18 protein-coding genes are annotated in these 20,566 nt (G+C 70.4%); 4 read left to right on the forward strand and 14 right to left on the reverse strand.

Features of this window, described 5'->3' with window-relative positions; translation table 11 throughout:
• Positions 1 to 19: 19 nt before the first annotated feature.
• The 5 genes from P5G46_RS03690 to P5G46_RS03710 form a co-directional block, all read right to left on the reverse strand.
• Positions 20 to 781, reverse strand: a complete 762-nt coding sequence (locus P5G46_RS03690) for an ABC transporter permease (protein ID WP_408904989.1) — start codon at positions 779 to 781, stop codon at positions 20 to 22.
• Positions 778 to 1,458 carry an ABC transporter permease gene (locus P5G46_RS03695; RefSeq protein WP_408904990.1) on the reverse strand — a complete coding sequence of 227 codons (681 nt, stop codon included), beginning with the start codon at positions 1,456 to 1,458 and terminating at the stop codon, positions 778 to 780. Before P5G46_RS03695 ends, P5G46_RS03690 begins: the two co-directional genes overlap by 4 nt.
• The gene (locus P5G46_RS03700) at positions 1,455 to 2,279 is read right to left on the reverse strand and encodes an ABC transporter ATP-binding protein (RefSeq protein WP_239272801.1); all 825 of its coding nucleotides are present in this window, start codon (positions 2,277 to 2,279) and stop codon (positions 1,455 to 1,457) included. Before P5G46_RS03700 ends, P5G46_RS03695 begins: the two co-directional genes overlap by 4 nt.
• 14 nt (positions 2,280 to 2,293) lie before the next feature.
• The gene (locus P5G46_RS03705; RefSeq protein WP_408904991.1) at positions 2,294 to 2,596 is read right to left on the reverse strand and encodes a DUF427 domain-containing protein; all 303 of its coding nucleotides are present in this window, start codon (positions 2,594 to 2,596) and stop codon (positions 2,294 to 2,296) included.
• Positions 2,597 to 2,733: 137 nt separating this feature from the next.
• On the reverse strand, positions 2,734 to 3,666 hold the full coding sequence (locus P5G46_RS03710) for a 4-(cytidine 5'-diphospho)-2-C-methyl-D-erythritol kinase (protein WP_239272799.1): 933 nt from the start codon (positions 3,664 to 3,666) through the stop codon (positions 2,734 to 2,736).
• Between the two features lie 243 nt (positions 3,667 to 3,909).
• Between P5G46_RS03710 and P5G46_RS03715 the strand changes: the two genes are divergently transcribed.
• Positions 3,910 to 5,490, forward strand: a complete 1,581-nt coding sequence (locus P5G46_RS03715) for a stealth family protein (protein ID WP_375095403.1) — start codon at positions 3,910 to 3,912, stop codon at positions 5,488 to 5,490.
• Here P5G46_RS03715 and P5G46_RS03720 read toward each other — a convergent pair.
• Positions 5,441 to 6,376 (reverse strand): phosphodiesterase, encoded by a 936-nt coding sequence (locus tag P5G46_RS03720; protein ID WP_375095402.1) that lies wholly within the window; start codon positions 6,374 to 6,376, stop codon positions 5,441 to 5,443. The two genes, P5G46_RS03715 and P5G46_RS03720, sit on opposite strands and share 50 nt — an antisense overlap.
• 203 nt (positions 6,377 to 6,579) lie before the next feature.
• Positions 6,580 to 7,419 (reverse strand): 16S rRNA (adenine(1518)-N(6)/adenine(1519)-N(6))-dimethyltransferase RsmA, encoded by an 840-nt coding sequence (gene rsmA / locus P5G46_RS03725; RefSeq protein WP_408904992.1) that lies wholly within the window; start codon positions 7,417 to 7,419, stop codon positions 6,580 to 6,582.
• Positions 7,420 to 7,477: 58 nt separating this feature from the next.
• Here rsmA and P5G46_RS03730 point away from each other — a divergent pair, with 58 nt between their 5' ends.
• The gene (locus P5G46_RS03730) at positions 7,478 to 8,935 is read left to right on the forward strand and encodes a sugar porter family MFS transporter (RefSeq protein ID WP_239272795.1); all 1,458 of its coding nucleotides are present in this window, start codon (positions 7,478 to 7,480) and stop codon (positions 8,933 to 8,935) included.
• A 57-nt stretch (positions 8,936 to 8,992) separates the two neighbouring features.
• On the opposite strand, the gene P5G46_RS03735 is transcribed toward P5G46_RS03730, so the two are convergent.
• The 3 genes from P5G46_RS03735 to rsmI are packed head-to-tail and all read right to left on the reverse strand — an operon-like array spanning position 8,993 to position 12,348.
• Complete coding sequence (locus P5G46_RS03735) at positions 8,993 to 9,910, reverse strand: TatD family hydrolase (RefSeq protein ID WP_408904993.1); 918 nt, start codon at positions 9,908 to 9,910, stop codon at positions 8,993 to 8,995.
• Positions 9,907 to 11,481 carry a methionine--tRNA ligase gene (metG, locus tag P5G46_RS03740; RefSeq protein WP_408904994.1) on the reverse strand — a complete coding sequence of 525 codons (1,575 nt, stop codon included), beginning with the start codon at positions 11,479 to 11,481 and terminating at the stop codon, positions 9,907 to 9,909. Before metG ends, P5G46_RS03735 begins: the two co-directional genes overlap by 4 nt.
• A gap of 48 nt (positions 11,482 to 11,529) precedes the next feature.
• On the reverse strand, positions 11,530 to 12,348 hold the full coding sequence (rsmI, locus tag P5G46_RS03745; protein WP_239272792.1) for a 16S rRNA (cytidine(1402)-2'-O)-methyltransferase: 819 nt from the start codon (positions 12,346 to 12,348) through the stop codon (positions 11,530 to 11,532).
• On the opposite strand from rsmI, the gene P5G46_RS03750 reads away from it, so the two are divergent.
• Complete coding sequence (locus P5G46_RS03750) at positions 12,341 to 13,936, forward strand: dolichyl-phosphate-mannose--protein mannosyltransferase (RefSeq protein WP_408904995.1); 1,596 nt, start codon at positions 12,341 to 12,343, stop codon at positions 13,934 to 13,936. The genes rsmI and P5G46_RS03750 overlap by 8 nt on opposite strands.
• Before the next feature lie 9 nt (positions 13,937 to 13,945).
• Here P5G46_RS03750 and P5G46_RS03755 read toward each other — a convergent pair whose 3' ends face one another.
• Positions 13,946 to 15,037, reverse strand: coding sequence for a hypothetical protein (locus P5G46_RS03755; protein WP_408904996.1), 1,092 nt, complete (start codon positions 15,035 to 15,037; stop codon positions 13,946 to 13,948).
• A gap of 170 nt (positions 15,038 to 15,207) precedes the next feature.
• Between P5G46_RS03755 and P5G46_RS03760 the strand changes: the two genes are divergently transcribed.
• Positions 15,208 to 16,470 (forward strand): glycosyltransferase, encoded by a 1,263-nt coding sequence (locus P5G46_RS03760; RefSeq protein ID WP_408904997.1) that lies wholly within the window; start codon positions 15,208 to 15,210, stop codon positions 16,468 to 16,470.
• On the opposite strand, the gene P5G46_RS03765 is transcribed toward P5G46_RS03760, so the two are convergent.
• The 3 genes from P5G46_RS03765 to P5G46_RS03775 are packed head-to-tail and all read right to left on the reverse strand — an operon-like array spanning position 16,389 to position 20,527.
• Complete coding sequence (locus tag P5G46_RS03765; RefSeq protein WP_408905278.1) at positions 16,389 to 18,245, reverse strand: thioredoxin domain-containing protein; 1,857 nt, start codon at positions 18,243 to 18,245, stop codon at positions 16,389 to 16,391. The two genes, P5G46_RS03760 and P5G46_RS03765, sit on opposite strands and share 82 nt — an antisense overlap.
• Positions 18,242 to 19,078, reverse strand: a complete 837-nt coding sequence (locus P5G46_RS03770) for an aldo/keto reductase (RefSeq protein ID WP_239272788.1) — start codon at positions 19,076 to 19,078, stop codon at positions 18,242 to 18,244. Before P5G46_RS03770 ends, P5G46_RS03765 begins: the two co-directional genes overlap by 4 nt.
• A 51-nt stretch (positions 19,079 to 19,129) precedes the next feature.
• Positions 19,130 to 20,527, reverse strand: a complete 1,398-nt coding sequence (locus P5G46_RS03775) for an aminotransferase-like domain-containing protein (protein WP_408904998.1) — start codon at positions 20,525 to 20,527, stop codon at positions 19,130 to 19,132.
• Positions 20,528 to 20,566: the final 39 nt, after the last annotated feature.

Below are 20,566 nucleotides of genomic sequence, written 5' to 3' on the forward strand. Positions count from 1 at the left end.
GTGGTGGGAGTCGGGTGAGTCAGGTGGTCGTGGGCGGGGACGCGGGGGCGCCGACCGCAACGGCCTCGGCGCGGCGCTGACGCGCCGAGCGCGCACGCGGCGAGGCGGCGCCGGCGGCCCGGATGCCACGGGGCACGACGAGGTGCTGCAGCAGGGCGAACAGTCCGTCGATGACGAGGGCGAGCACGGCGACCAGTATGGCCCCGCCGATGAGGATGTCGAACCGGCGGAGCGGGATGGCCGCGATGATGTACTGCCCGAGCCCACCCAGACCGATGTAGGCAGCGATCGTCACGGTCGCCAGCACCTGCAGCGTCGCCGCACGGATGCCGCCGACGAGCAGGGGCAGCCCGAGCGGCACCTCGATGCGCCACAGGATCTGCGACTCGGTCATGCCCATCGACCGCCCCGCGTCGAGCACACGGCGGTCGATGGCCTCGAACCCCGTGTACGCGCCGGCCAAGAGCGACGGGATCGCCAGCACGACGAACGAGATGACGGCCGCCTCGGGCTTGTGGAGCACTCCGAGAAGCAGCGTGAGCAGGATCAGCAGACCGAACGAGGGGATGGCACGCGCGGCGCCCGAGATGGCCACTGCGATCTCGCGGCCCTTTCCGGTGTGGCCGATGAACCAGCCGAGGGGGATGGCGATCACCCCGGCGATCACCACGGAGATCACCGTGTACAGCAGCTGCACCCCGATGGCCGAGGGAATGCTGTCGAATCCGCGCCCCGGTTCGCCCGAGAAGATCCAGCCGATGGCATCGCCGATGAGGTTCACGCGGCCACCGCCGTCCGGTTCGCGCGCGGCGCGCGCGTGCGGATGCGCCGCGTCCACGGCATGAGCACGCGTCCGAGGATCACGAGCAGGAGGTCGATCACGAGCGCGAGCACGACGACGGCGATCACGCCGGCGAACACCTCCGGGATGATGCGGCGCTGCAGGCCGTTCGTGAACAGGTACCCGATGTTCTGGATGCCGACCAGGATGCCGACCGTGGCCAGAGCGATCGTGCTCGCCGAGGCGACGCGCAGACCGGCGAGGATCACGGGTCCCGCGAGGGGGAACTCCACCGCCCAGAAGCGGCGGAACGACCCGTAGCCGACGGCCGTGGACGCCTGCCGCACCCCGGCGTCGACGGAGTCGAGGCCGTCGGCGACCGCGCGGACGAGGATCGCGACCGCGTAGATCGCGAGGGCCACGATGAGGTTGGTCTCGCTCACGATCGAGTACCACCCGGTCACGACCGGAAGCAGGATGAGGAGGGCGAGGGACGGGATCGTGTAGAGCAGCCCGGTGATGGTGATGACACCGCTGCGTACGAGCCGGTAACGCCACGCCACCCACCCCAGCGGGATGCTGAGCAGAAAGCCGGCCACGAGCGCGATGAGGCTCTGACGCAGATGCACCAGCGTCAGCTCCGCGATGAGGTCGAGGTTGTTCCAGACCCAGGTCACGCGCGCGGCTCCTCCACGAGCGCACCCTGCGTGCGTCCCTCGGCGTCTACGACGACGGTGCCCCGGGGGGTCTGCTTCAACCGCAGGGCACGCTTGCCCTTCACCGCGCCGATGAAGCTCGCGACGAAGTCGCTCGCCGGGTTCTCGATGATCTCGCTCGGAGCCCCGACCTGGGCGACCCGGGCGCCCTTCTCGAGCAGCACCACCTGGTCACCCAGGAGGAAGGCTTCGTCGATGTCGTGAGTGACGAAGACGATGGTCTTGCCGATGTCGCTCTGCAGCCGGAGCAGCTCCTGCTGTAATTCGTCGCGGACGATCGGGTCGACGGCGCCGAACGGCTCGTCCATGAGAAGGATGTTCGGGTCGGCCGCGAGGCCCCGCGCGACGCCGACGCGCTGCTGCTGACCGCCCGAGAGCTGGCTGGGATAGCGGTCGGCCATCGCGGTGTCCAGGCCCACGGTCTCCATCAGCTCGAGCGCGCGGGTGCGCGCCTTCTTGCGGTTCTCACCCTGAAGAACGGGCACCGTCGCGATGTTCTCGGCGACGGTGAAGTGCGGCAGGAGCCCGGAGTTCTGCATCACGTAGCCGATGCTGCGCCGCAGCTGCACCGGGGGTCGCGACGCGATGTCGTCGCCGTCGATGCTGATCGTGCCGGCGGAGGGCTCCACCATGCGGTTGATCATCCGCAGAAGCGTGGTCTTTCCGCATCCCGACGATCCCACGAAGACCGTGGTCTTTCGGGAGGGGATGACGAGACTGAAATCGTCGACAGCACGAGTGCCGTCGGGGAAGACCTTCGAGACGGTCGAGAACTCGATCATGCGCGTGTCCGAACTCAGTCGGAGACCACGACCTTCCGGTCGAACGCGACGTACCCGGCGAAGTCGGTGCCGACACGGTCGACCGCTCCCGGTCGGAGGTCGGGGTAGGACCACGCGCCGTCGGCGAGCTCGGCTCCGTCGAGCGAGACGTTCCAGTACTGGGCCGCCCCCTTCCACGGGCACGTGTACGGGGTCGGGCTCTGCGACAGGGCACCTTCCCGCACCGCGCTCGGCGGGAAGTACCAGTTGCCCTCGATCGACACGAGGTCGCTGCGGTCCGCTTCGGCGATGACGACGCCGTCGAGTACTGCCTTCATGGGGATTCCCCTTCCGTGGGCGCTTGCGGGCGCACGGCCCGCCGGTGGGTGGCCACCTCGATTGAGGCTAGCGAGGGCCTCCGACACGAAATGGCAGATTGCCGCATGTGACGACCTGGGCTATGGTGCCCGCCTGGTCAGACCACACGTGCGCCAGCGACCGGCCCGTGCACATGAAGAGCCGGGTACCCGGCAGCACTCAAGGAGACCTGGAGGTCGATCGCGGCGGTCTCGTCGGAGGCGAGGAAAGCGAGCGTCGGTCCAGAGCCCGAGACGATCCCGGCGAGCGCTCCCGAACCCTCCCCCCGCTCGAGGACACGGGCCAGATCGGGCCGGAGGTGCAGCGCGGGCGCTTGGAGGTCGTTGCGCACGGTGGCGGCGAGCATTTGCGCGTCGCCCTGTCGCAGGGCGTGCAGGACGTCGGGGTCGACGGCCGGCGCCCGGGTCGCCCGTCCGATGTCGACGGCATGGCGTTCGCGGTGCGCATCGAGCTCTCCGTACACGACGGGAGTCGACAGGCCGGTGCTGTTGGGAACGAGGACCCAGTCGAAGCGGCCGGATGCCAAAGCGGGACTCAGCTCGTCGCCACGCCCCGTGCCGACCGCGGTGCCCCCGAGGAGCGCGAACGGCACGTCGGCGCCCAGACGCGCTGCCAGGCGCGCCAGGTCGGCCGTCGGCATCCCGACCCCCCAGAGGGCGTCGCACGCCACGAGCGCTGCGGCCGCGTCGGCGGACCCGCCCCCCATTCCGCCCGCCACTGGCACGGCTTTGCGGACGGCCAGGTGCACTCCGTCCGTCACACCCGCCACTCTCGCGAGCATCCGCGCGGCGCGGACGGCGAGATTGCGTTCATCGGTGGGCACGCCCTCGACGTCGACCGTGGAGGTGCCGACGATCTCGATCGTGACGTCATCCGACGCGGTCGCGGTGACCTCCTCGTAGAGCGACACGGCCTGATACGCGGTCGCCACGTCGTGATAACCGTCGTCCTGGACGTCACCGACCTCGAGAAAGACGTTGATCTTGCCGGGCGCGCGCACGCGCACGCGCGCGGGAAGCGGACCGCTCATCGACGCACCGCCACGCCCGGGACTTCGCACGCCGCCGGGTGTGCGAAACTGGAACGTCGGTCCGAGAACGTCCGGCCCGCGAGAGACGGGTCGATGGCGGCCGGGCCGGAACGGGCGATCTCAGTCACTCTTCGACAGTAGCGCCCCACCCTCCGCCGTTCGGCGCCGTCGCCGAAACGCGGACGTAACGCCGGCTACCTACGGTGTACGAATCGTCCCCCATCACCCCCGAGGAGGCACAGTATGCGATCGATGGTCCCCCTTTCTGTCGAGACCGACCCGTGGCGCGCCCTCCTCTCGCGGAACGACATCCGCATGGTCGACGGCATCCTCCACGTCATCGACGACTCCTCGACCCCCGCGGACGCCGAGCGAGACGACCTCCTCACGGTGGCCGCCGCCATCGAGGCCGCGGGGATCGCCGTGCTGCTGGTGCGGGATGCCAACCGCCGACCGAAACTGGTCGTCGACACCACACACGCGGATGCCGCGCTCGCGGCGCTGCGCGACCCCGACCTCGGCCCCGTCTACCTGAAGGCGCGCGGCGAAGACCCCGTACCCGCCCACAGCGTGACACCGAGCCGCAACGCGGTCGAAGCGTATGCCGTCTTCCGTCCGCGCACGTCGACGGAGGGGTCGTACCGCTACGGTTCCGCTCTCGCGCCACGCCTCGAACTGTGGCGCTTCGGCGCGCAGACCATCGAGGCACCGCGCCCGAGCGCGCTGACCCGCCGCACGTTCGCCGTCGCCGACCTGGACCTCGTCGAGGTCGAGCGCTACGGGCGACGCTGGCGGACGATCGCCGGGATGTTCGACCCGCACCCGAACGAGTTCACCGAAGACGTCGACATGGTCTTCTCATGGGTCGACGGGTCCTCGAGCGAGTTCCAGCGGCAGCGTGCGGCACGAATGAAGGGCTACGTCGTCGGCGACGGCGACGACAACGCCGCCCGCTACCGCCAGGTCGACGAGCTGCGCTACGCGCTGCGCAGCGTGCACATGTACGCACCCTGGGTCCGCCGCATCTTCATCGCGACCGACTCGCCCACCCCCGAGTGGCTGGCCGATCACCCCAAGGTCACGATCGTGCGCAGCGAGGAGTTCTTCGCCGACCCGTCGGTGCTGCCGACCCACAACTCGCACGCGGTGGAAGCCCAGCTGCACCGCATTCCGGGCCTCGCCGAGCACTTCCTCTACAGCAACGACGACATGTTCTTCGGCCGTCCGGTCACCCCCGAACTGTTCTTCAGCGGTTCCGGCATCAGCCGGTTCGTCGAAAGCGGCATCCGCATCGGCAGCGGGCCCGCGCACGTCGGAAGGTCCGGGCACGACAACGGTCTGCGGGTCAATCGCGCACTGCTCCAGGAACGGTTCGGACGGGTCATCACCCTCGATCTGGAGCACTGCGCCACGCCGCTGCGGCGTTCGGTCGCGTACGAGCTGGAGCGCGAGTTCGCGGAGGACTACGCGCGCACGGCGGCGAGCAGGTTCCGGTCGGCGACCGATATCTCGGTGACCAACAGCCTCTACCACTACTACGCGCTGGCCACCGGGCGGGCGGTCATCACGACCGAGCCGCGCACGCGGTACGTGCAGACGACGCAGCTCGACTCCCTGCGCCGCATGGAGCGCCTGGTGTCGCGCCGTGACACCGACATGTTCTGCCTCAACGACGGCAGCGTGCCCGAGATCCCCGAAGAGGTGCGCGTGCCGGCGCTTCGCGCTTGTCTCGAGCGCTATTTCCCCGTGGCCGCGCCCTGGGAGAAGACCGCGGTCAGCGCAGGATCGGCAGAGGCGCCGTCGGCGGCGACACCCGTCCGCTGAGCTCGCGTGCGGTCGGCACCGCGATGCCGGCCGCACGAAGCCGTTCCTGCGACTCCGCCGCGTCGACGTACTGCAGCACCTCGGCCGTCCCCACCGGCACGACCGAATGGACGATCGTCTCGTCGTACACATGGACGAGGTTGAAGCCCTGAGCCCCGTCCTGGGGACGGGTGCCGCCGACGGGGACCATCAGGTCCTGCGTGTAGCACGTCGCGGACGCCACGGACACCGGGATCCCCGCGAACGTGGCGAAGGTCGAATAGTGCAGGTGCCCCGCCAGGATCGTGCGGACGTCGCTGCCGCGCAGCACGTCGGCCAGGAGGCGCTGATCACGCAGCTCGACGCTGGCGGCGAGGTCGAGCACGCTGGGAACGGGTGGGTGATGCATCGCGAGGACCGTGCCCAGAGGGGCGGGAACGGAAAGGACCTCAGCGAGCCATTCGCGTTGCGCGGCGGTGACCTCGCCGTGGTGGTGACCCGGGACCGAGGTGTCGAGCGTGACGACGCGGAGACCGTTGACCTCGTCGACGCGGTCGACCGGGGCTGTCGGGTCGCTGTCGTCGCCGGGGAGCAGGTGCGCGCGGAACGTCGCACGGTCGTCGTGGTTGCCCATGACCCAGATGACGGGCGCTCCGATGCGCTCGGCCGCCGGTTCGACGATCGCCCGGACGCGCGCGTACGCATCGCCCTCACCCCAGTCGGCTAGGTCACCGGTGAAGATGAGCCCATCGGGGCGGATACCGGATGCCTCGATCGCCGCGACCGCCTGCGCCAGACGCGCTTCCGAGTCGACGTGGTCGTACAGCGGTGCCCCGCCGGCGCGCAGGTGGGTGTCACTCAGGTGCAGCAGCACGCGTTCGGCGCGCGGGTATTCGGCGTAGCGCATCTCGTTCCCTTCGGGTCGTCGGGTGCGACCTCTGACCGGCGTGATGCTCCCGGTTGGCTCGAAATGTTACAGACATGTTTCGGGAACGCGTGATGAACACGTCGCGAATTCCCCCGTCCCGGACGCGCGAGTCGCCAAGATTTGTCGCCGCCGCTCCGCGGCAGGCGACAAATCTTGGCGACTCGCGCCCCAGGGGCGCCGGGTTACAGGGCGGCGATGCGGACGAAGTCGTCGATCGACAGCTGCTCGCCGCGCGACGTCGGATCCACGCCGGCGCGCTCGAGCGCCTCGGACGCGGCGGCGGCGGAACCGCCCAGCACGCCCGCGAGCGCCTGGCGCAGCATCTTGCGACGCTGCTGGAAAGCGGCATCGACGATCGCGAAGGTGCGGCGCCGAAGCTCCTCGTCGCCGCGGGGCACGGCATCCCTCTCGAACCCGACGAGGACGCTGTCGACGTTGGGGACCGGCCAGAACACCTGACGCGACACCGTTCCCGCCAGGCGCCACGGTCCGTACCAGGCAGCCTTGACGCTGGGAGCGCCGTACACCTTCGACCCGGGAGGGGCCGCGAGGCGCTCCCCCACCTCCGCCTGCACCATCACCACTCCGCGCCGCAGGAACGGGAACGTCTCCAGGAAGTGCAGGAGGACGGGAACCGAGACGTTGTAGGGCAGGTTCGCGACGAGCACTTCGGGCTCGCCGGGCAGCTCGCGCACCTGGAGAGCGTCGGCGTCAATGACCGTCAGCCGGTCTTCGGCAACGCCGTGCGCGGCCGTGGTCTCGGGCAGGCGCGCGGCCAGGCGGTGATCGATCTCGACGGCGACGACGGAGGCACCGGCCTCGAGGATCGCGAGCGTCAGCGAGCCCAGTCCCGGCCCGATCTCGACCACCCGATCGGATGCCGAGACCCTCGCCGCCTGAACGATCTTGCGCACCGTGTTGGCGTCGACGACGAAGTTCTGCCCCAGCTTCTTCGTCGGTGTGACGTCGAGGTCGGCGGCGAGCCGGCGGATCTCGGCGGCACCGAGGAGGGAAACGGGCATTGTTCCACTGTAGTCAGCCTCCGCCGTTCACCCCTGTGCGAGGAGTACCGTGAAGCGGGTGAGTCAAACGCAGTCGATCCCCGCCAATGCCTTCACCCTTCGCAGTCCCTACGGGCGGCGGGCGATCGTCCTCTCGATCGCAGCGGCCGTCGGCGGGTTCCTCTTCGGCTTCGATTCGTCGGTCATCAACGGCGCGGTCCGCTCGATCGAGGCGGATTACACCAAAGAGCCGATCCTCACCGGCTTCGTCGTCGCGATCGCCCTGATCGGCTGCGCCGTCGGCGCGATCGCGGCGGGTGCGCTCTCCGACCGCTACGGGCGCCTCAAGGTCATGATCGTCGGCAGCGCCCTGTTCCTCATCTCCTCGATCGGGTCGGCGCTCACCTTCAGCGTGCTGGACCTGATCGTCTGGCGCATCCTCGGCGGCCTCGGTATCGGTATCGCGTCGGTGGTGGCACCGGCTTATATCGCCGAGGTCGCGCCCCGCCAGATCCGCGGGAGCCTCGCCTCGCTGCAGCAGCTCGCCATCACCCTGGGCATCTTCGCCGCGCTCTTGAGCAACGCGCTCCTCGTCGCCGTGGCGGGCGGCAGCGCCGACAACATGCTGTGGTGGGGCCTGGATGCCTGGCGGTGGATGTTCCTGATCGGCGTCATCCCGGCCGCCGTCTACGGCTTCCTGGCGTTCACGATGCCCGAGTCGCCGCGCTTCCTGCTTTCGCGTGGTCGCACCGACGAAGCACGCGCGATCTTCGCGCGCCTGGTGCCGCCGGCAGACCTCGACAAGACCGTCAACGATCTCACCACCGCGATCGAGACCGACCGCAAGAACAAGGGGGCGTCGCTCGCCGGCCCCGCGCTGGGGCTGCAGCCGATCGTGTGGATCGGCATCATCCTGTCGGTGTTCCAGCAGTTCGTCGGGATCAACGTCATCTTCTACTACTCCACGAGCCTGTGGCGCGCGGTCGGATTCGATGAGAGCAACTCGCTCCTCATCGGCGTCATCACCTCGGTCACCAACGTGCTGGTGACGCTCATCGCCATCTGGCTGGTCGACCGCGTCGGGCGCAAGCCGCTCCTGCTCGTGGGTTCCGCCCTCATGACCCTGTCGCTCGGCACGATGGCGCTCGCCTTCTCGTTCGCGACGGGCTCGGGTCAGGATGTCTCGCTTCCCGGTGCGTGGGGCCCCGTCGCCCTCGTGGCCGCGAACCTCTTCGTCGTCGGGTTCGGCGCCTCGTGGGGCCCGCTGGTATGGGTGCTGCTCGGCGAGATCTTCCCCAGCCGTATCCGCGGCAAGGCGCTCGGCGTCGCCGCGGGCGCTCAGTGGCTCGCGAACTTCCTCGTGTCGTGGACGTTCCCCCAGCTGGCGGACTGGTCGCTGACGATCACCTACGGCGCCTACGCGTTCTTCGCGGCACTGTCCTTCGTCTTCGTCCTGTGGAAGATCCCCGAGACCAAGGGCATGGAGCTCGAGCAGACCGAGACGCTGTTCGTCCGCAAGCAGAAGACGAAGGCCTGACGAACGACGAAGGCCGGCACCCTCGCAGGGTGCCGGCCTTCGTCGTTCCGGGTCGCGTCAGAACTCGCCGTACACCTCGAGGGTGTTGGCCGCGACCTGCGCCCCGAGCTCGTCGGCATCCGTGCCGAGCTCGGCGGCCAGGAAGCGCAGCGTGACGGGCACGAGGTAGGGCGCGTTGGGACGCCCGCGGTACGGCGTCGGGGTCAGAAAGGGCGCGTCGGTCTCGACGAGGATGCGCTCGCGCGGGGTCACGGCGAGGGCGTCGCGGAGGTTCTGCGCGTTCTTGAACGTGACGTTCCCCGCGAACGAGAGGTAGTACCCGCGCTCGGCCGCAATGCGTGCCATGTCGGCGTCGCCCGAGAAGCAGTGGAACACCGTCTTGTCGGGGGCGCCGACCCGCTCAAGCGTCTCGAGGACCGCGTCGTGGGCGTCGCGGTCGTGGATCTGCATCGCGATGCGGTGCTTCTTCGCGAGCGCGATGTGCGCTTCGAACGAATGCATCTGGGCCGGGATGCCATCGGCCTCGGTCCGGAAGAAGTCCAGGCCGGTCTCGCCGATGGCCCGCACCCGCGGCTCGGCCGCGAGCTCGTCGATGACCGCGATCGCGGCATCCAGTTCGCCGGCGGCGGCGTAGGCGGGCGCCTCGTTGGGGTGGATCGCGACCGCGGCGAGGACGCGCGGGTGGTTCGCCGCCGCCCACGCCGACCACCGGGAGGAATCGACGTCTCCCCCGGCCTGGACGACGCCGTGCACGCCGACGGAGACCGCGCGCTCGAGCTGCTCGTCGAGCGACAGCCCGGTCTCGCCGTCCTCGATCTCGAGGTGGCAGTGGTTGTCGTAGACCGGCACCCGCAGGGGGTCCGAGGCCGGCGGGTAGCTGACGTCGCGTCGGCCGTCCGCCGACCGCTCGCGCACGTACTGGCTGGGGTCACCGCCCTCGATCGTGCCGCGGGGGCGCTCGACGGGAGTGCTCACGCCTGCTCGACCCGGGGGAAGAGCGGCGCGAGGCCGTTGACCGACGAGCCCGGTCGCAGCGCACCCCACTCCCCGGCTTCGCGGAGCGGCTGATCGTGCAGGCGCCCGAGGCTTTCGGTCGCGCCGAGCGCGATCCACAGCTTCTCGGTCGAGGCGGGCATGACCGGCGAGAGAAGCACCGCGAGCGCGCGCAGGCCCTCGGCCGCGGTATAAAGCACCGTGCCCAGTCGCTCGCGCTGCGTCTCGTCTTTGGCGAGGGCCCACGGCTCGTTCTCGGTGATGTAGCCGTTGAGCGCGTCCACGATGGTCCAGATGGCCTGGATCGCCTCGTCGAGGCGGAAGCGTTCGACCGCCGCGTCGGCCCGCGTCGCGGCATCCGCCACCGTCGCCTGGATCGCGCGGTCGCCCTCGGTGTAGGCGGACGCCGGGGGCACGATGCCCTCGAAGTAGCGCTCGATCATGGCGATGGTGCGGGATGCCAGGTTGCCGAAGCCGTTGGCGAGCTCGGCCTGGTACCGGGCCGACAGGTCTTCCCACGAGAACGAACCGTCCTGGCCGAAGGCGATGGCCGAAAGGAAGTAGAAGCGGTAGGCGTCGGACCCGAAGACGTCGGTGATCTCGGTCGGGGCGATGCCGGTGAGCTTCGACTTCGACATCTTCTCGCCGCCGACGAGGAGCCAACCGTGCGCGAAGACCCCGCGGGGGACGTCCAGCCCCGCGGCCATGAGCATCGCGGGCCAGATGACGGCGTGGAACCGCAGGATGTCCTTGCCGACGACGTGGTACGCGGGCCACCGTCGAGCGAACTCCTCCGGGTCGGTGCCGTACCCGACGGCCGTGGCGTAGTTCAGCAGCGCGTCGACCCACACATAGATGACGTGCGACGGGTCCCACGGCACCGTGATGCCCCAGTCGAACGCCGAGCGCGAGATCGACAGGTCTTTCAGGCCGCTGCGCACGAACGACACGACCTCGTTCTTCGCCGACTCGGGACGCACGAAGTCGGGCTCGGTCTTGTACAGCTCGAGCAGGCGATCCTGGAACTCGCTGAGCTTGAAGAAGTAGTTCTTCTCCTGGAGGAGCTCCAGCGGCTTGGAGTGGATCGCGCACACCTTGAGACCCTCGAAGGGGCCCGTGCCGTCGACGATCTCGGCTTCGGGCTTGAACTCCTCGCAGCCGACGCAGTAGAGCGCCTCATACTCGCCCGCGTAGATGTACCCGCGGTCGAAGAGAGCCTGCACGAACTGCTGCACCCGCTCCTCGTGGCGGGGCTGCGTCGTGCGGATGAAGTCGTCGTTGGCGACGTCGAGGGTGCGCAGGAGCGGGAACCACGATTCGTTCACGAGCTTGTCGACCCACTCCTGCGGAGTGACCCCGTTCGCGGCGGCGGCGCGCAGCATCTTCTGCCCGTGCTCGTCGGTGCCGGTCAGCATCCAGGTGTCGTCCCCGGCCTGGCGGTGCCAGCGGGCAAGCGTGTCGACGGCGACGGTCGTGTACCCGTGCCCGATGTGGGGCAGGTCGCTGGGGTAGTAGATCGGCGTCGTGATGTAGAAGGATCGGCCGGAAGTCACCTCAGGATTCTACGGGGGCGCGCCGCCCGGCCCGGCCGGTGTGACGCGTCAGCCCCGCACCGCGAGCGCCGCCTGGTACAGCTCGCGGGACGAGTGTCCGGTCAGCGCCGCCACCTCGGCCGCCGCGGCCTTCAGGCGCGCGCCGTCGCGAACGAGCTCCAAGACCTGGGTCACGGCATCCGGGAACGCCACTTCGCGCGCGGACGCGCCGCCGACGACGATCGCGATCTCGCCGCGCACGCCCTCGGCCGCCCACGCGGCCAGCTCGGCGAGGGTGCCGCGCCGCACCTCCTCGTGGAGTTTCGTCAGCTCGCGGCACACCGCCGCCGGACGGTCGGCGCCGAATGCGGCGGCGAGGTCGTCGAGGGTGGATGCCAGCCGCGACGGCGACTCGAAGAACACCAGGGTGCGCTGCTCGGCGGCGAGCTCGGCGAACATGCGGCGCCGCTCGCCCGGCTTACGGCGCGGGAAGCCCTCGAACGCGAAGCGGTCGGTCGGCAGTCCGGAGACGGCGAGCGCGGTGACTACCGCGCTGGGTCCGGGGAGAGCGGTGACGGTGACCCCCGCCGCGGCGGCCGCCGCGACGAGTCCATAGCCGGGATCGCTGACGGTGGGCATGCCCGCGTCGCTGAGGACGAGGAGATCGTCCTCACGCGCGAGCTCGACGAGTTCGGCGGCACGGTCCTTCTCGTTGTGATCGTGCAGGGCGATCAGCCGCGGTCGATTCGCGACGCCCAGCCCCGCCATCAGACGCTGCGTGGTCCGGGTGTCCTCGGCGGCGACCACGGCGGCGTTCTCGAGGGCCTCCACCAGCCGGCGCGATGCGTCGCCCAGGTTGCCGATGGGGGTCGCCGCGAGGATGATCACCGCCCCACCCTATGCTGGGGGCGTGAGTGCCGTCCTTCCGCCCGCCTCGACCGCGGAGCCGGCGACGCGCCTCGACCGATGGCGCGACGCGCTCCTGGCCACCCCGCGCGGGGAACGCCTGTGGCGGTGGCTCGCACCGACGCTCATCACCGTGATCGCCTTCGTGCTGCGCGTGGTCCACGTCGGCGACCCGCACGAGCTGGTGTTCGATGAGACGTACTACGTCAAGGACTCGTGGAGTCAGTGGCTGCTCGGCTTCCCCTCGACGTGGCCCGAGGGCGCCGATGAACGCTTCAACAGCGGCGACACCGACTTCTTCTCCGGCGTCGGCAGCTACGTCGTCCACCCGCCGCTCGGGCGGATCTTCATCGGCGCGGGCATGGCCCTCTTCGGCGCCGACACCGCGACCGGCTGGCGGATCGCCGGGGTCGTGTTCGGTACCGCCACCGTCCTGCTGGTGTACGTGCTCGCGCGCACCCTGACGGGATCGATCGTCTTCGCCTCGGTGGCATCCGGACTCCTGGCCATCGACGGCCTCAGCATCGTTCTCAGCCGGGTGGCGTTGCTCGACATCTTCTTGACGTTCTTCGTCGTGCTGACGCTGTTCTTCGTCGCGCGGGACCGGCGCGCATCGCTGGAGCGGTGGGCCGCACGCGGGCCAGCGCGGTCGGCGTGGGGACCCGTGTTCTGGAATCGCCCCTGGCTGCTCGCTGCGGGGGCGGCGGCGGGCGCGGCCACGGCGGTGAAGTGGTCGGGGCTGTACGTCCTCGCCGCGGTTGGTGTGTACGTCGTCGTGTCCGACGCGCTCGCTCGCCGGCGGGCGGGCGTGGCGCAGTGGCCCGCGGATGCCGTGCGCCAGGGTGCCGTCTCGTTCGTGCTGCTCGTCCCGGTGGCCGCCGTGGTGTACCTCGCCAGTTGGTCCGGGTGGCTGTTCACCGACGGCGGGTACGGACGCCACGCGGTCGACGCCTCCCCCGCCACCGGGTTCTGGGCGTGGGTGCCGCTGCCGCTGCAGAATCTGTGGGCCTACCACCAGGCGATGTACGGGTTCCATGTCGGGCTCGCCACCCCGCACTCGTACGCGAGCCCCGCGTGGCAGTGGCCATTACTCGTGCGACCCACGTCGATGTACTGGCATCAGGACGATTTCGGTGTGAACGGATGCCAGCTCCCCGATGGTTGCACCGAGGCCATCTCCAGCATCGGCAACCCGCTGCTGTGGTGGGCGGGCGTCGCGGCATCGGTGTACCTGGTGGTGCGGTTCGTGATCGTGCGCGACGGGCGCTACGCCCTCGTTCTCACCGGCCTCGCCGCAACGTACGTTCCGTGGCTTCTCTACCCCGAGCGCACGATCTTCCAGTTCTACACGGTCGCCATGGCGCCCTTCCTCGTGCTCGCGCTGACGTTCGCGCTCCGCGACGTCGCGCGGGGTCCCGCATCGATCTCACGGGCGAGCGGGCAGGCCTGGGTGACGGTGTTCCTCGCCGCGTGCCTGCTGCTCTCGGCGTTCTGGTACCCGGTGTGGACGGGGCTGCCGGTGCCCTACGAGTTCTGGCGCCTGCACAACTGGTTGCCGACCTGGATCTGACCGCCCGCGTCAGCGGAACATCATCTTCTCGTAGAGCGTCCGGCCCGTAACGCGGTCGACGAGTTCGCCGAGCCGGATGTCGAGCTCGGCGTCGGCGGTGAAGTCGTAGTACTCCGGGTGCTCCCCCGCGTGCAGCACGGCCGACAGGGGCGATCGTCGCGGGCGCATGTCGAGTGCCTCGATCAGTCGCGGCTGCGTGACGGTGAAGGCGATGCGGTCGCCTTCGCGTTCCCACGTCCACTCGAGCCGCGTGGGATACGTCTGGTGTCCGGGACCCGGGACCTCGCCGCTCGTGGTGAGCCGAAGCGGCAAGAGGTCATCGGTCAGTACCTCGTTGCCGCGCGCGAGGTAGAAGGTCGGGATCTGAATCTGTCCCAGACCGAACAGTCCCTTCGTGGTCATCTGCACGTACACGAGCGTGTACTCCCCGAGGTGGGCGCGCCCCCAGAACCAGTGGTCGAGGAACGACCCCATGAGGTGGTTGCCCCAGTTGTGGTCGTGATACGCGGTGCCCGTCAGAGTGACGGTCTTTCCGCTCTGGGTGATCGTCGCCTCCACGGTGCCGTACGGGACCGGAACGACCCAGGCGAGATAGTGCGTCTTGGCCGCGTCGAAGAAAGTGATCCCGGCGCCCGGCCGCCACGACGGCGCGGCGCGATGGATTGTGACGTCGGCGGTCAGGCCCTTGACATCCACGTGCAACCGGTAGGTGTCGAGGTCTCCGGTCACCGTGTTGGCGCCGATGCGCACATCGCACCGGGTGGTCTCGGCCGCAAACGATTCCGCGGGGAAAGAGGGCTCGACGTGGGTCCGTGTTCCGTCGGCGAGCTGGCGGATGACCAGCACGGTCGGTGTGATCGGCCCACCCGGGTCGGTGTGCGGCTTGTTCGAGAAGGTGACCACGAGGGTCGAGCCGTCGTCGAACTGGCAGTCGAAGTACCACCACTCGAAGGTCGAGTCGGCGGCCTCGGCGGCGCGATAGCCGTCCTCCCAGGCCTGCACCTCGCTCCCGTGCAGACCGAGCGCGGCCATCCCCTCAGCCTGAGCGGCATCCATCCGGGCGCGGATCTCGGGGGTGTCGGGAATGGCGTGCGCGGACATGGTGCTCCTCCTCGAGCGATCGGGTACCCCCACATCCTGACCGACGAGACGGCTCTCGGCCAGCGCCGATCGCGGTCATGGTGAATGAAGGATCGACCTCTGGTGAGCGCAGAGACGACTCCAGGGACGACCCGAAGAACGGGGCCGGTGACACGGCGATAATCGCACGAGTGAAGGTGCTGCTCGTCAACACGTCGTACCCTCCCTTCGTGATCGGCGGCGCCGAGCTCTCCGTGCAGGAGCTGGCCGAAGACCTCGCGGCCGACGGGCACGTCGTCCGGGTCCTGTGTCTCGCCCCGCGCAGTCGACGCGACGCCCACCGCGACGCCGATGCGTCCCCGGAGCCCGGACGGGTCTCGGTCCGACGCCTGTGGCGACGGCGCCTGCACCCCGAGGGGCGCCATCCGGCCCGGTGGGCTCGGGCCCTGTGGCACGTGGGAGAGCTCCTGCGACTTCGCGAGTACGCGGCCTTGCGTGCGGAGATCCGCCAGGGACGGCCGGACGTCGTCCACCTCAACAACATCGCCGGGTTCGGTTGGCTGGCATGGCTCGCCGTCCGACGCGTCCCGACGGTCCAGACGGTGCGGGACTACTCCCTCGTCTGCACGTCGTCGTTCGGCGAGCACAACCACTCCGTGTGCTCCCGCCGGAGCCTGCGCTGCCGCATCCTCAAGGCACCCTTCACCCTGTCGTGGCTGCGCCCCCGCCGCGTGGTCGGGGTGAGCGACTACGTGTGGCGCCGGATGAGGGCGGCCGGGGTGCGCGGCCGCGACGACACCCCGACGATCGTCCGCAACCGCCCCCGCCCCTCCGGCGATGCCGCCGAGAGCGCGACGCCGTCCCACCGGGCCGACGGGCTCCCGGTCGTGGGGTACCTCGGCCGTCTGGACGCCGACAAGGGGGTCGGCATCCTGCACGAGGCGGTCCGTCTCTTGAGGGCGGGCGGCATCGAAGTCCGTCTGCTGGTCGCCGGCGGACCCACGTCCTACGGACGCGCCCTCACGGACCGCTATGCCCTCGAGTACGCCGCCGGCGCGTGCGTCCAACTCGGCTACGTCGACCCCGGCGACCTCCTCGCCCGCTGCGACGTGCTGGCCGTCCCCACCCAATGGCACGAGCCGTTCGGCCGCGTCGCGGCCGAGGCGCTCCAAGCGGGAACGCCGGTCGTGGCCTCCCACGTCGGCGGACTGCCCGAGCTCGCTGATCTCTACGGCGAGGGGATCCGCACCGTGACCGGTTTCTCCGACCCGGGCGCCTGGGCAACGGCTCTCGCGTCGGCATTGGCGGACGGTCCACGACCGACGACCCCGGTTCCGCCCCCGCCCGCCCCCGCTGCGGCGTACCTCGCGATCTACGCGGACGTGCGCCGCGGTGTCTCCAGCGCGGCGGGATCGGAGGTCGGAAGCGCGCAGGTGAACGCCCGGCAGTCGTAGGCGGTTGCCCCGCCGTCGCGGGCGACCTTGCCCTCGAAGAGCGCGAAGCCGGCCTGAGCGAAGGCGGTCGCCTGAGCGGGGGTGACCACCGCGATGACGTCGGCCACGACGCGGCGGGCCACGTCGGCGATCTCGGAGTCCGTCTCCCCGACCACGACGAGCTGACGGGGCGGCGTCGCCAGCCCCAGCGCCACCTCCAGGATCGCCCCGTAGGCGAGCGGTGCCCCCAGCGCCGCGGGCGCAGCCGCCCGGACGAGCATCGCCGCTGCCTCGCGGTAGCGCTCCCCCGCACCCATCCGCCACAGGTCCAGGGCCGCGGCAGCGAACGCCGACGGCCCCGATGGAGCCGCGCCGTCGCTGGGAACACCCTGCGGCTGCATCCCCTGCCGGGCGAGTACGGGATCGCCCCCACCGGGCGGGTGGATGCCATCGGCCCCGACGCACGCGTCGACGAGGGCGCGCGCCCGTTCGGCGTACGCCACTTCCCCGGTGACGCGTGCGAGGACGAGCAGACCGCGCGCCAGCCCGCCGTAGTCCTCGAGCGTCGCGGGAGCGGCGGACCGGATCTCGTCGAGCGACGCGCGCCGCAGAGACCCGTCGTCGGCGACGTTGTTCTCGAGCACGGTGTCGGCGGCCCACCGGGCGGCCTCCACGAATCGCGGATCCGTCCGGGCACCGGCGGCGGCCAGCGCGGCGATCGCGTGCCCGTTCCAGCCCGTGACCACTTTGGCGTCGAGGGCCGGGGGCGCCAGCTGCGAACGATCGGTGGCCCGGTAGTAGCCGCCCTCGGAACGCTGCCCGTCGATGATCGACTCGGAGTCCTGCGCGGCGGCGATCCCCCCGGACGGCAACTGCAAGACGTCGACGAGGAACCGCGCGGTCTCGGCGGCGGTCCCGTCGTCGCCCGCGGCGAGCGCGACCTCGACGAGTCCGGCGTTGTCGGTCAGCATCCGCTCGTAGTGCGGGATGGTCCAGTCGCGGCGCGTGGCGTAGCGGAAGAATCCGCCCTCGACCGGGTCGCGCAGCTCGGACCCCGTCATCGCCGCTAGGGCGCGGGATGCCACGCTCGCGGCCTCGGGGGCGAGGGACGCCAGTGCGGGGTGCTGCAGCAGGCGCAACACCGGGGTGTTCGGGAACTTCGGCGACTCGACGGCGGCGCCCGCCGCGAACCCGCCGAACTCGTGATCCTCGCGGGCAACGACGGCCGCGACGGCATCGGCGAGCGCGTCGGCGGACGGGAGCGCCTCGGCCGCGGCGGGGGCTGCGGCGGCAAGCGCCTCGCGGAGGGCGGTGCCCGTGGCATCCACTTCGGCTCGCCGCTCGGTCCAGGCCTCGCGAACGGCAGCGAGCACCTGGCGGAACGAGGGAAGCTGTCCGCGCGGCTCCGGCGGGAAGTACGTGCCGGCGTAGAAGACGCGGCCGTCCGGCGAGGCGAATGCTGTCAGGGGCCATCCCAGGTGCGGCGTGAACGCGGAGGCGGCGTCGAGGTAGGCCGCGTCGACGTCGGGGTGCTCTTCGCGGTCGACCTTGATCGCCACGAACCCGTCGTTGACGAGCGCGGCGGTCTCGGCATCCTGGAACGACTCCCGCGCCATGACGTGACACCAGTGGCACGTGCTGTAGCCGATGGACACGAGCACGGGAACGTCGCGCTCGGCCGCGACGGCGAACGCCTCGGGCCCCCACGGGAACCACGCGACGGGATTGTCGGCGTGGGCCCGCAGGTAGGGGCTCGAGGCGTTCGCGAGGCGGTTCAGCGTCTCATCCGTCCTCAGTTGAGGTCGTCGGGGTGGGTGCCGACACGGCCCGAGTCGTCGCCGGGGTCGATCGCGTCGATCGCGGCCATCTCGTCGGCACTGAGCTCGAAGTCGAACAGGTCGAAATTCTCCTCGAGGCGCTCGCGGCGCACCGACTTCGGGAAGACGATGAGGCCGTGCTGGATGTGCCACCGCAGCACCGCCTGGGCCGGCGACTTGTCGTGGGCGTCCGCGGCGTCGACGACGGCGGGGATCTCGAACAGGTCGTACTTGCCCTGGCCGAGCGGGCCCCACGACTCGATGTGCATGTCGTGCTCGGCGCCCCACGCCCGGATCTCGCGCTGGCTGAGCGCCGGGTGCAGCTCGATCTGGTTGACCACAGGGGTCACACCCGTCTCGGCGACGATGCGGTCGAGGTGCGGCACGAGGAAGTTCGAGACACCGATCGACCGGGTCTTCCCGGCCTCGCGAATCTCGATCATCTTCTGCCACGCGTGCACATAGTTGTCGTTCTTCGGCGTCGGCCAGTGGATGAGGTACAGGTCGACGGCGTCGAGGCCGAGCTTGCCGAGGCTCTCGTCGATCGCGGCGTGCGGCTCCTCGCCGTCGTGGCGGTCGTTCCAGAGCTTCGTGGTGATGAAGAGCTCGTCGCGCGGGATGCCGCTGGCGGCGATCGCGCGGCCGACTCCCTCTTCGTTCTTGTAAATCGCGGCGGTGTCGATGTGGCGGTAGCCGACCTCGAGCGCCTCGGACACGGCGCGCTCAGCGTCGTCGGCGGGAACGAGGAACACGCCGTAGCCGAGCTGGGGGATGGAGTTTCCGTCATTGAGCTGGACAGAGGGAACAGTCATGAGACCAAGCGTAGAAGCGTGCGGGGAAGTCGGTTTCGGGGTTGACGGCGCTCAGGACAGGGGTGCGGCGTTCGCCGCGCGGGCGAGCGCCTCCGCGACGAGGCGCACGTTCTCACCGACCGATCCCGCGGTGACGCGCACCCGTGGTCCGACCCGCGCGGCCGTCTCGACGTCGACGACGAAGGGTGCGCCGGCGGCGACGCCGATGCCTTCCGCGGCGGCACGCACGATCGCGGCGCGCTCGTCGCGCACCGGCATCCAGAGGTTGATGCCGTCGGGGTCGCCCACATCGACGCCGAGGCGGCGCAGCGCGCTGCCGAGCCGATCGAGGCGATCTCGGTAGATCAGGCGTGCGGTGCGCACGGGCGCGGTCGAGCGCGGGTCGGTGAGCAGTTCGTGCAGCACGGACTGCAGCAGGCGGGACGTCCAGCCCGGGCCGAGCATCCGGCGCCGGACGATGCGATCCACGATCGTCGCAGGCCCGCCGAGCGCCGCGATCCGCAGGTCGGGACCGTGGGATTTCGAGAACCCGCGCACGTGCACGACCTGTCCGGGCACCCAGAGAGCGAGACTCACGGGCGGTGCTGTGGCGATGAGCGCCGAATGATCGTCCTCGATGACGATCACGCGCGTACCTCCCGGAACGCTCAGCAGCACGTTCGCGAGCCGCCGAGCGCGCTCGGCCGACATCGACACCCCCGTCGGATTCTGCGCTCGGGGCTGCAGCAGCACCGCCGAGGGTCCCAGGGCCAGAGCGCGGGCGAGCGACGCCGGAAGTACGCCGTCGGCGTCGCTCTCCATCGGGACCGGCACGGCACCGGCGGCCTCGATGAGGTCGAAGAAATAGGGGAAACCCGGCGATTCCACGGCGACACGGTCGCCGAACCGCACCACCTGATCGAGAGTCCGCGAGATCCCGTCCAGCGCGCCGTCGACGACGGTGAGTTCTTCGACCCCGCGCACGGGCCACTGCTCACGCAACACGTCGGAGAGATCCGGCAGCACGGGCAGGTCGTGATAGCGCCCGGTGTCGGCGCGCGGCCGTGCGAGCGTCAGCGCACGCTCGATCGAGGGGAGCATCGCGGGATCGGGGGTGCCGAGCGACAGATCCAACCGCAGGGCCCTTGTCCCCTCGTGCCCCAGGCCCAGCCCCCGGGGCGCTTCCCGGCTCCCGTCCGCCGACATGCCCTGCACCCTCGGGCTGAGCCACTCCCGCCGCTCCGCCCTTACGAACGTTCCCGCGCGGCCGCGGGAGAACACCACTCCGGCGTCCGCCAGGGCGCGCCAGGCCGCGGCGACCGTGCCGGTGGAGACCCCGAGTGCGGCGGCGACCTCGCGCACCGTCGGCAGACGCTCCCCGGGCGCGAGCGTGCCATCGCTCACCAAACGCGCGATCTCGGCGGCGAGGCCCGCGGGCGTGCGGTCGACGAGCGCGTGGGCGGACAGCATGGGCTCCCAATTTACGGCGGTGTCACTCGTGGAAATCGT

Origin of the sequence: Microbacterium mcarthurae (assembly GCF_046064585.1) — a bacterium.
Lineage (GTDB): Bacteria > Actinomycetota > Actinomycetes > Actinomycetales > Microbacteriaceae > Microbacterium > Microbacterium mcarthurae.

Bases quoted from the DNA above. Each gene is read 5' to 3' on its own strand.
- P5G46_RS03700 (WP_239272801.1), bottom strand. From the start codon at position 2,279: ATGATCGAGTTCTCGACCGTCTCGAAGGTCTTCCCCGACGGCACTCGT.
- P5G46_RS03705 (WP_408904991.1), bottom strand. From the start codon at position 2,596: ATGAAGGCAGTACTCGACGGCGTCGTCATCGCCGAAGCGGACCGCAGC.
- P5G46_RS03710 (WP_239272799.1), bottom strand. From the start codon at position 3,666: ATGAGCGGTCCGCTTCCCGCGCGCGTGCGCGTGCGCGCGCCCGGCAAG.
- P5G46_RS03715 (WP_375095403.1), top strand. From the start codon at position 3,910: ATGCGATCGATGGTCCCCCTTTCTGTCGAGACCGACCCGTGGCGCGCC.
- P5G46_RS03720 (WP_375095402.1), bottom strand. From the start codon at position 6,376: ATGCGCTACGCCGAATACCCGCGCGCCGAACGCGTGCTGCTGCACCTG.
- rsmA (WP_408904992.1), bottom strand. From the start codon at position 7,419: ATGCCCGTTTCCCTCCTCGGTGCCGCCGAGATCCGCCGGCTCGCCGCC.
- P5G46_RS03750 (WP_408904995.1), top strand. From the start codon at position 12,341: ATGATCACCGCCCCACCCTATGCTGGGGGCGTGAGTGCCGTCCTTCCG.
- P5G46_RS03755 (WP_408904996.1), bottom strand. From the start codon at position 15,037: ATGTCCGCGCACGCCATTCCCGACACCCCCGAGATCCGCGCCCGGATG.
- P5G46_RS03770 (WP_239272788.1), bottom strand. From the start codon at position 19,078: ATGACTGTTCCCTCTGTCCAGCTCAATGACGGAAACTCCATCCCCCAG.
- P5G46_RS03775 (WP_408904998.1), bottom strand. From the start codon at position 20,527: ATGCTGTCCGCCCACGCGCTCGTCGACCGCACGCCCGCGGGCCTCGCC.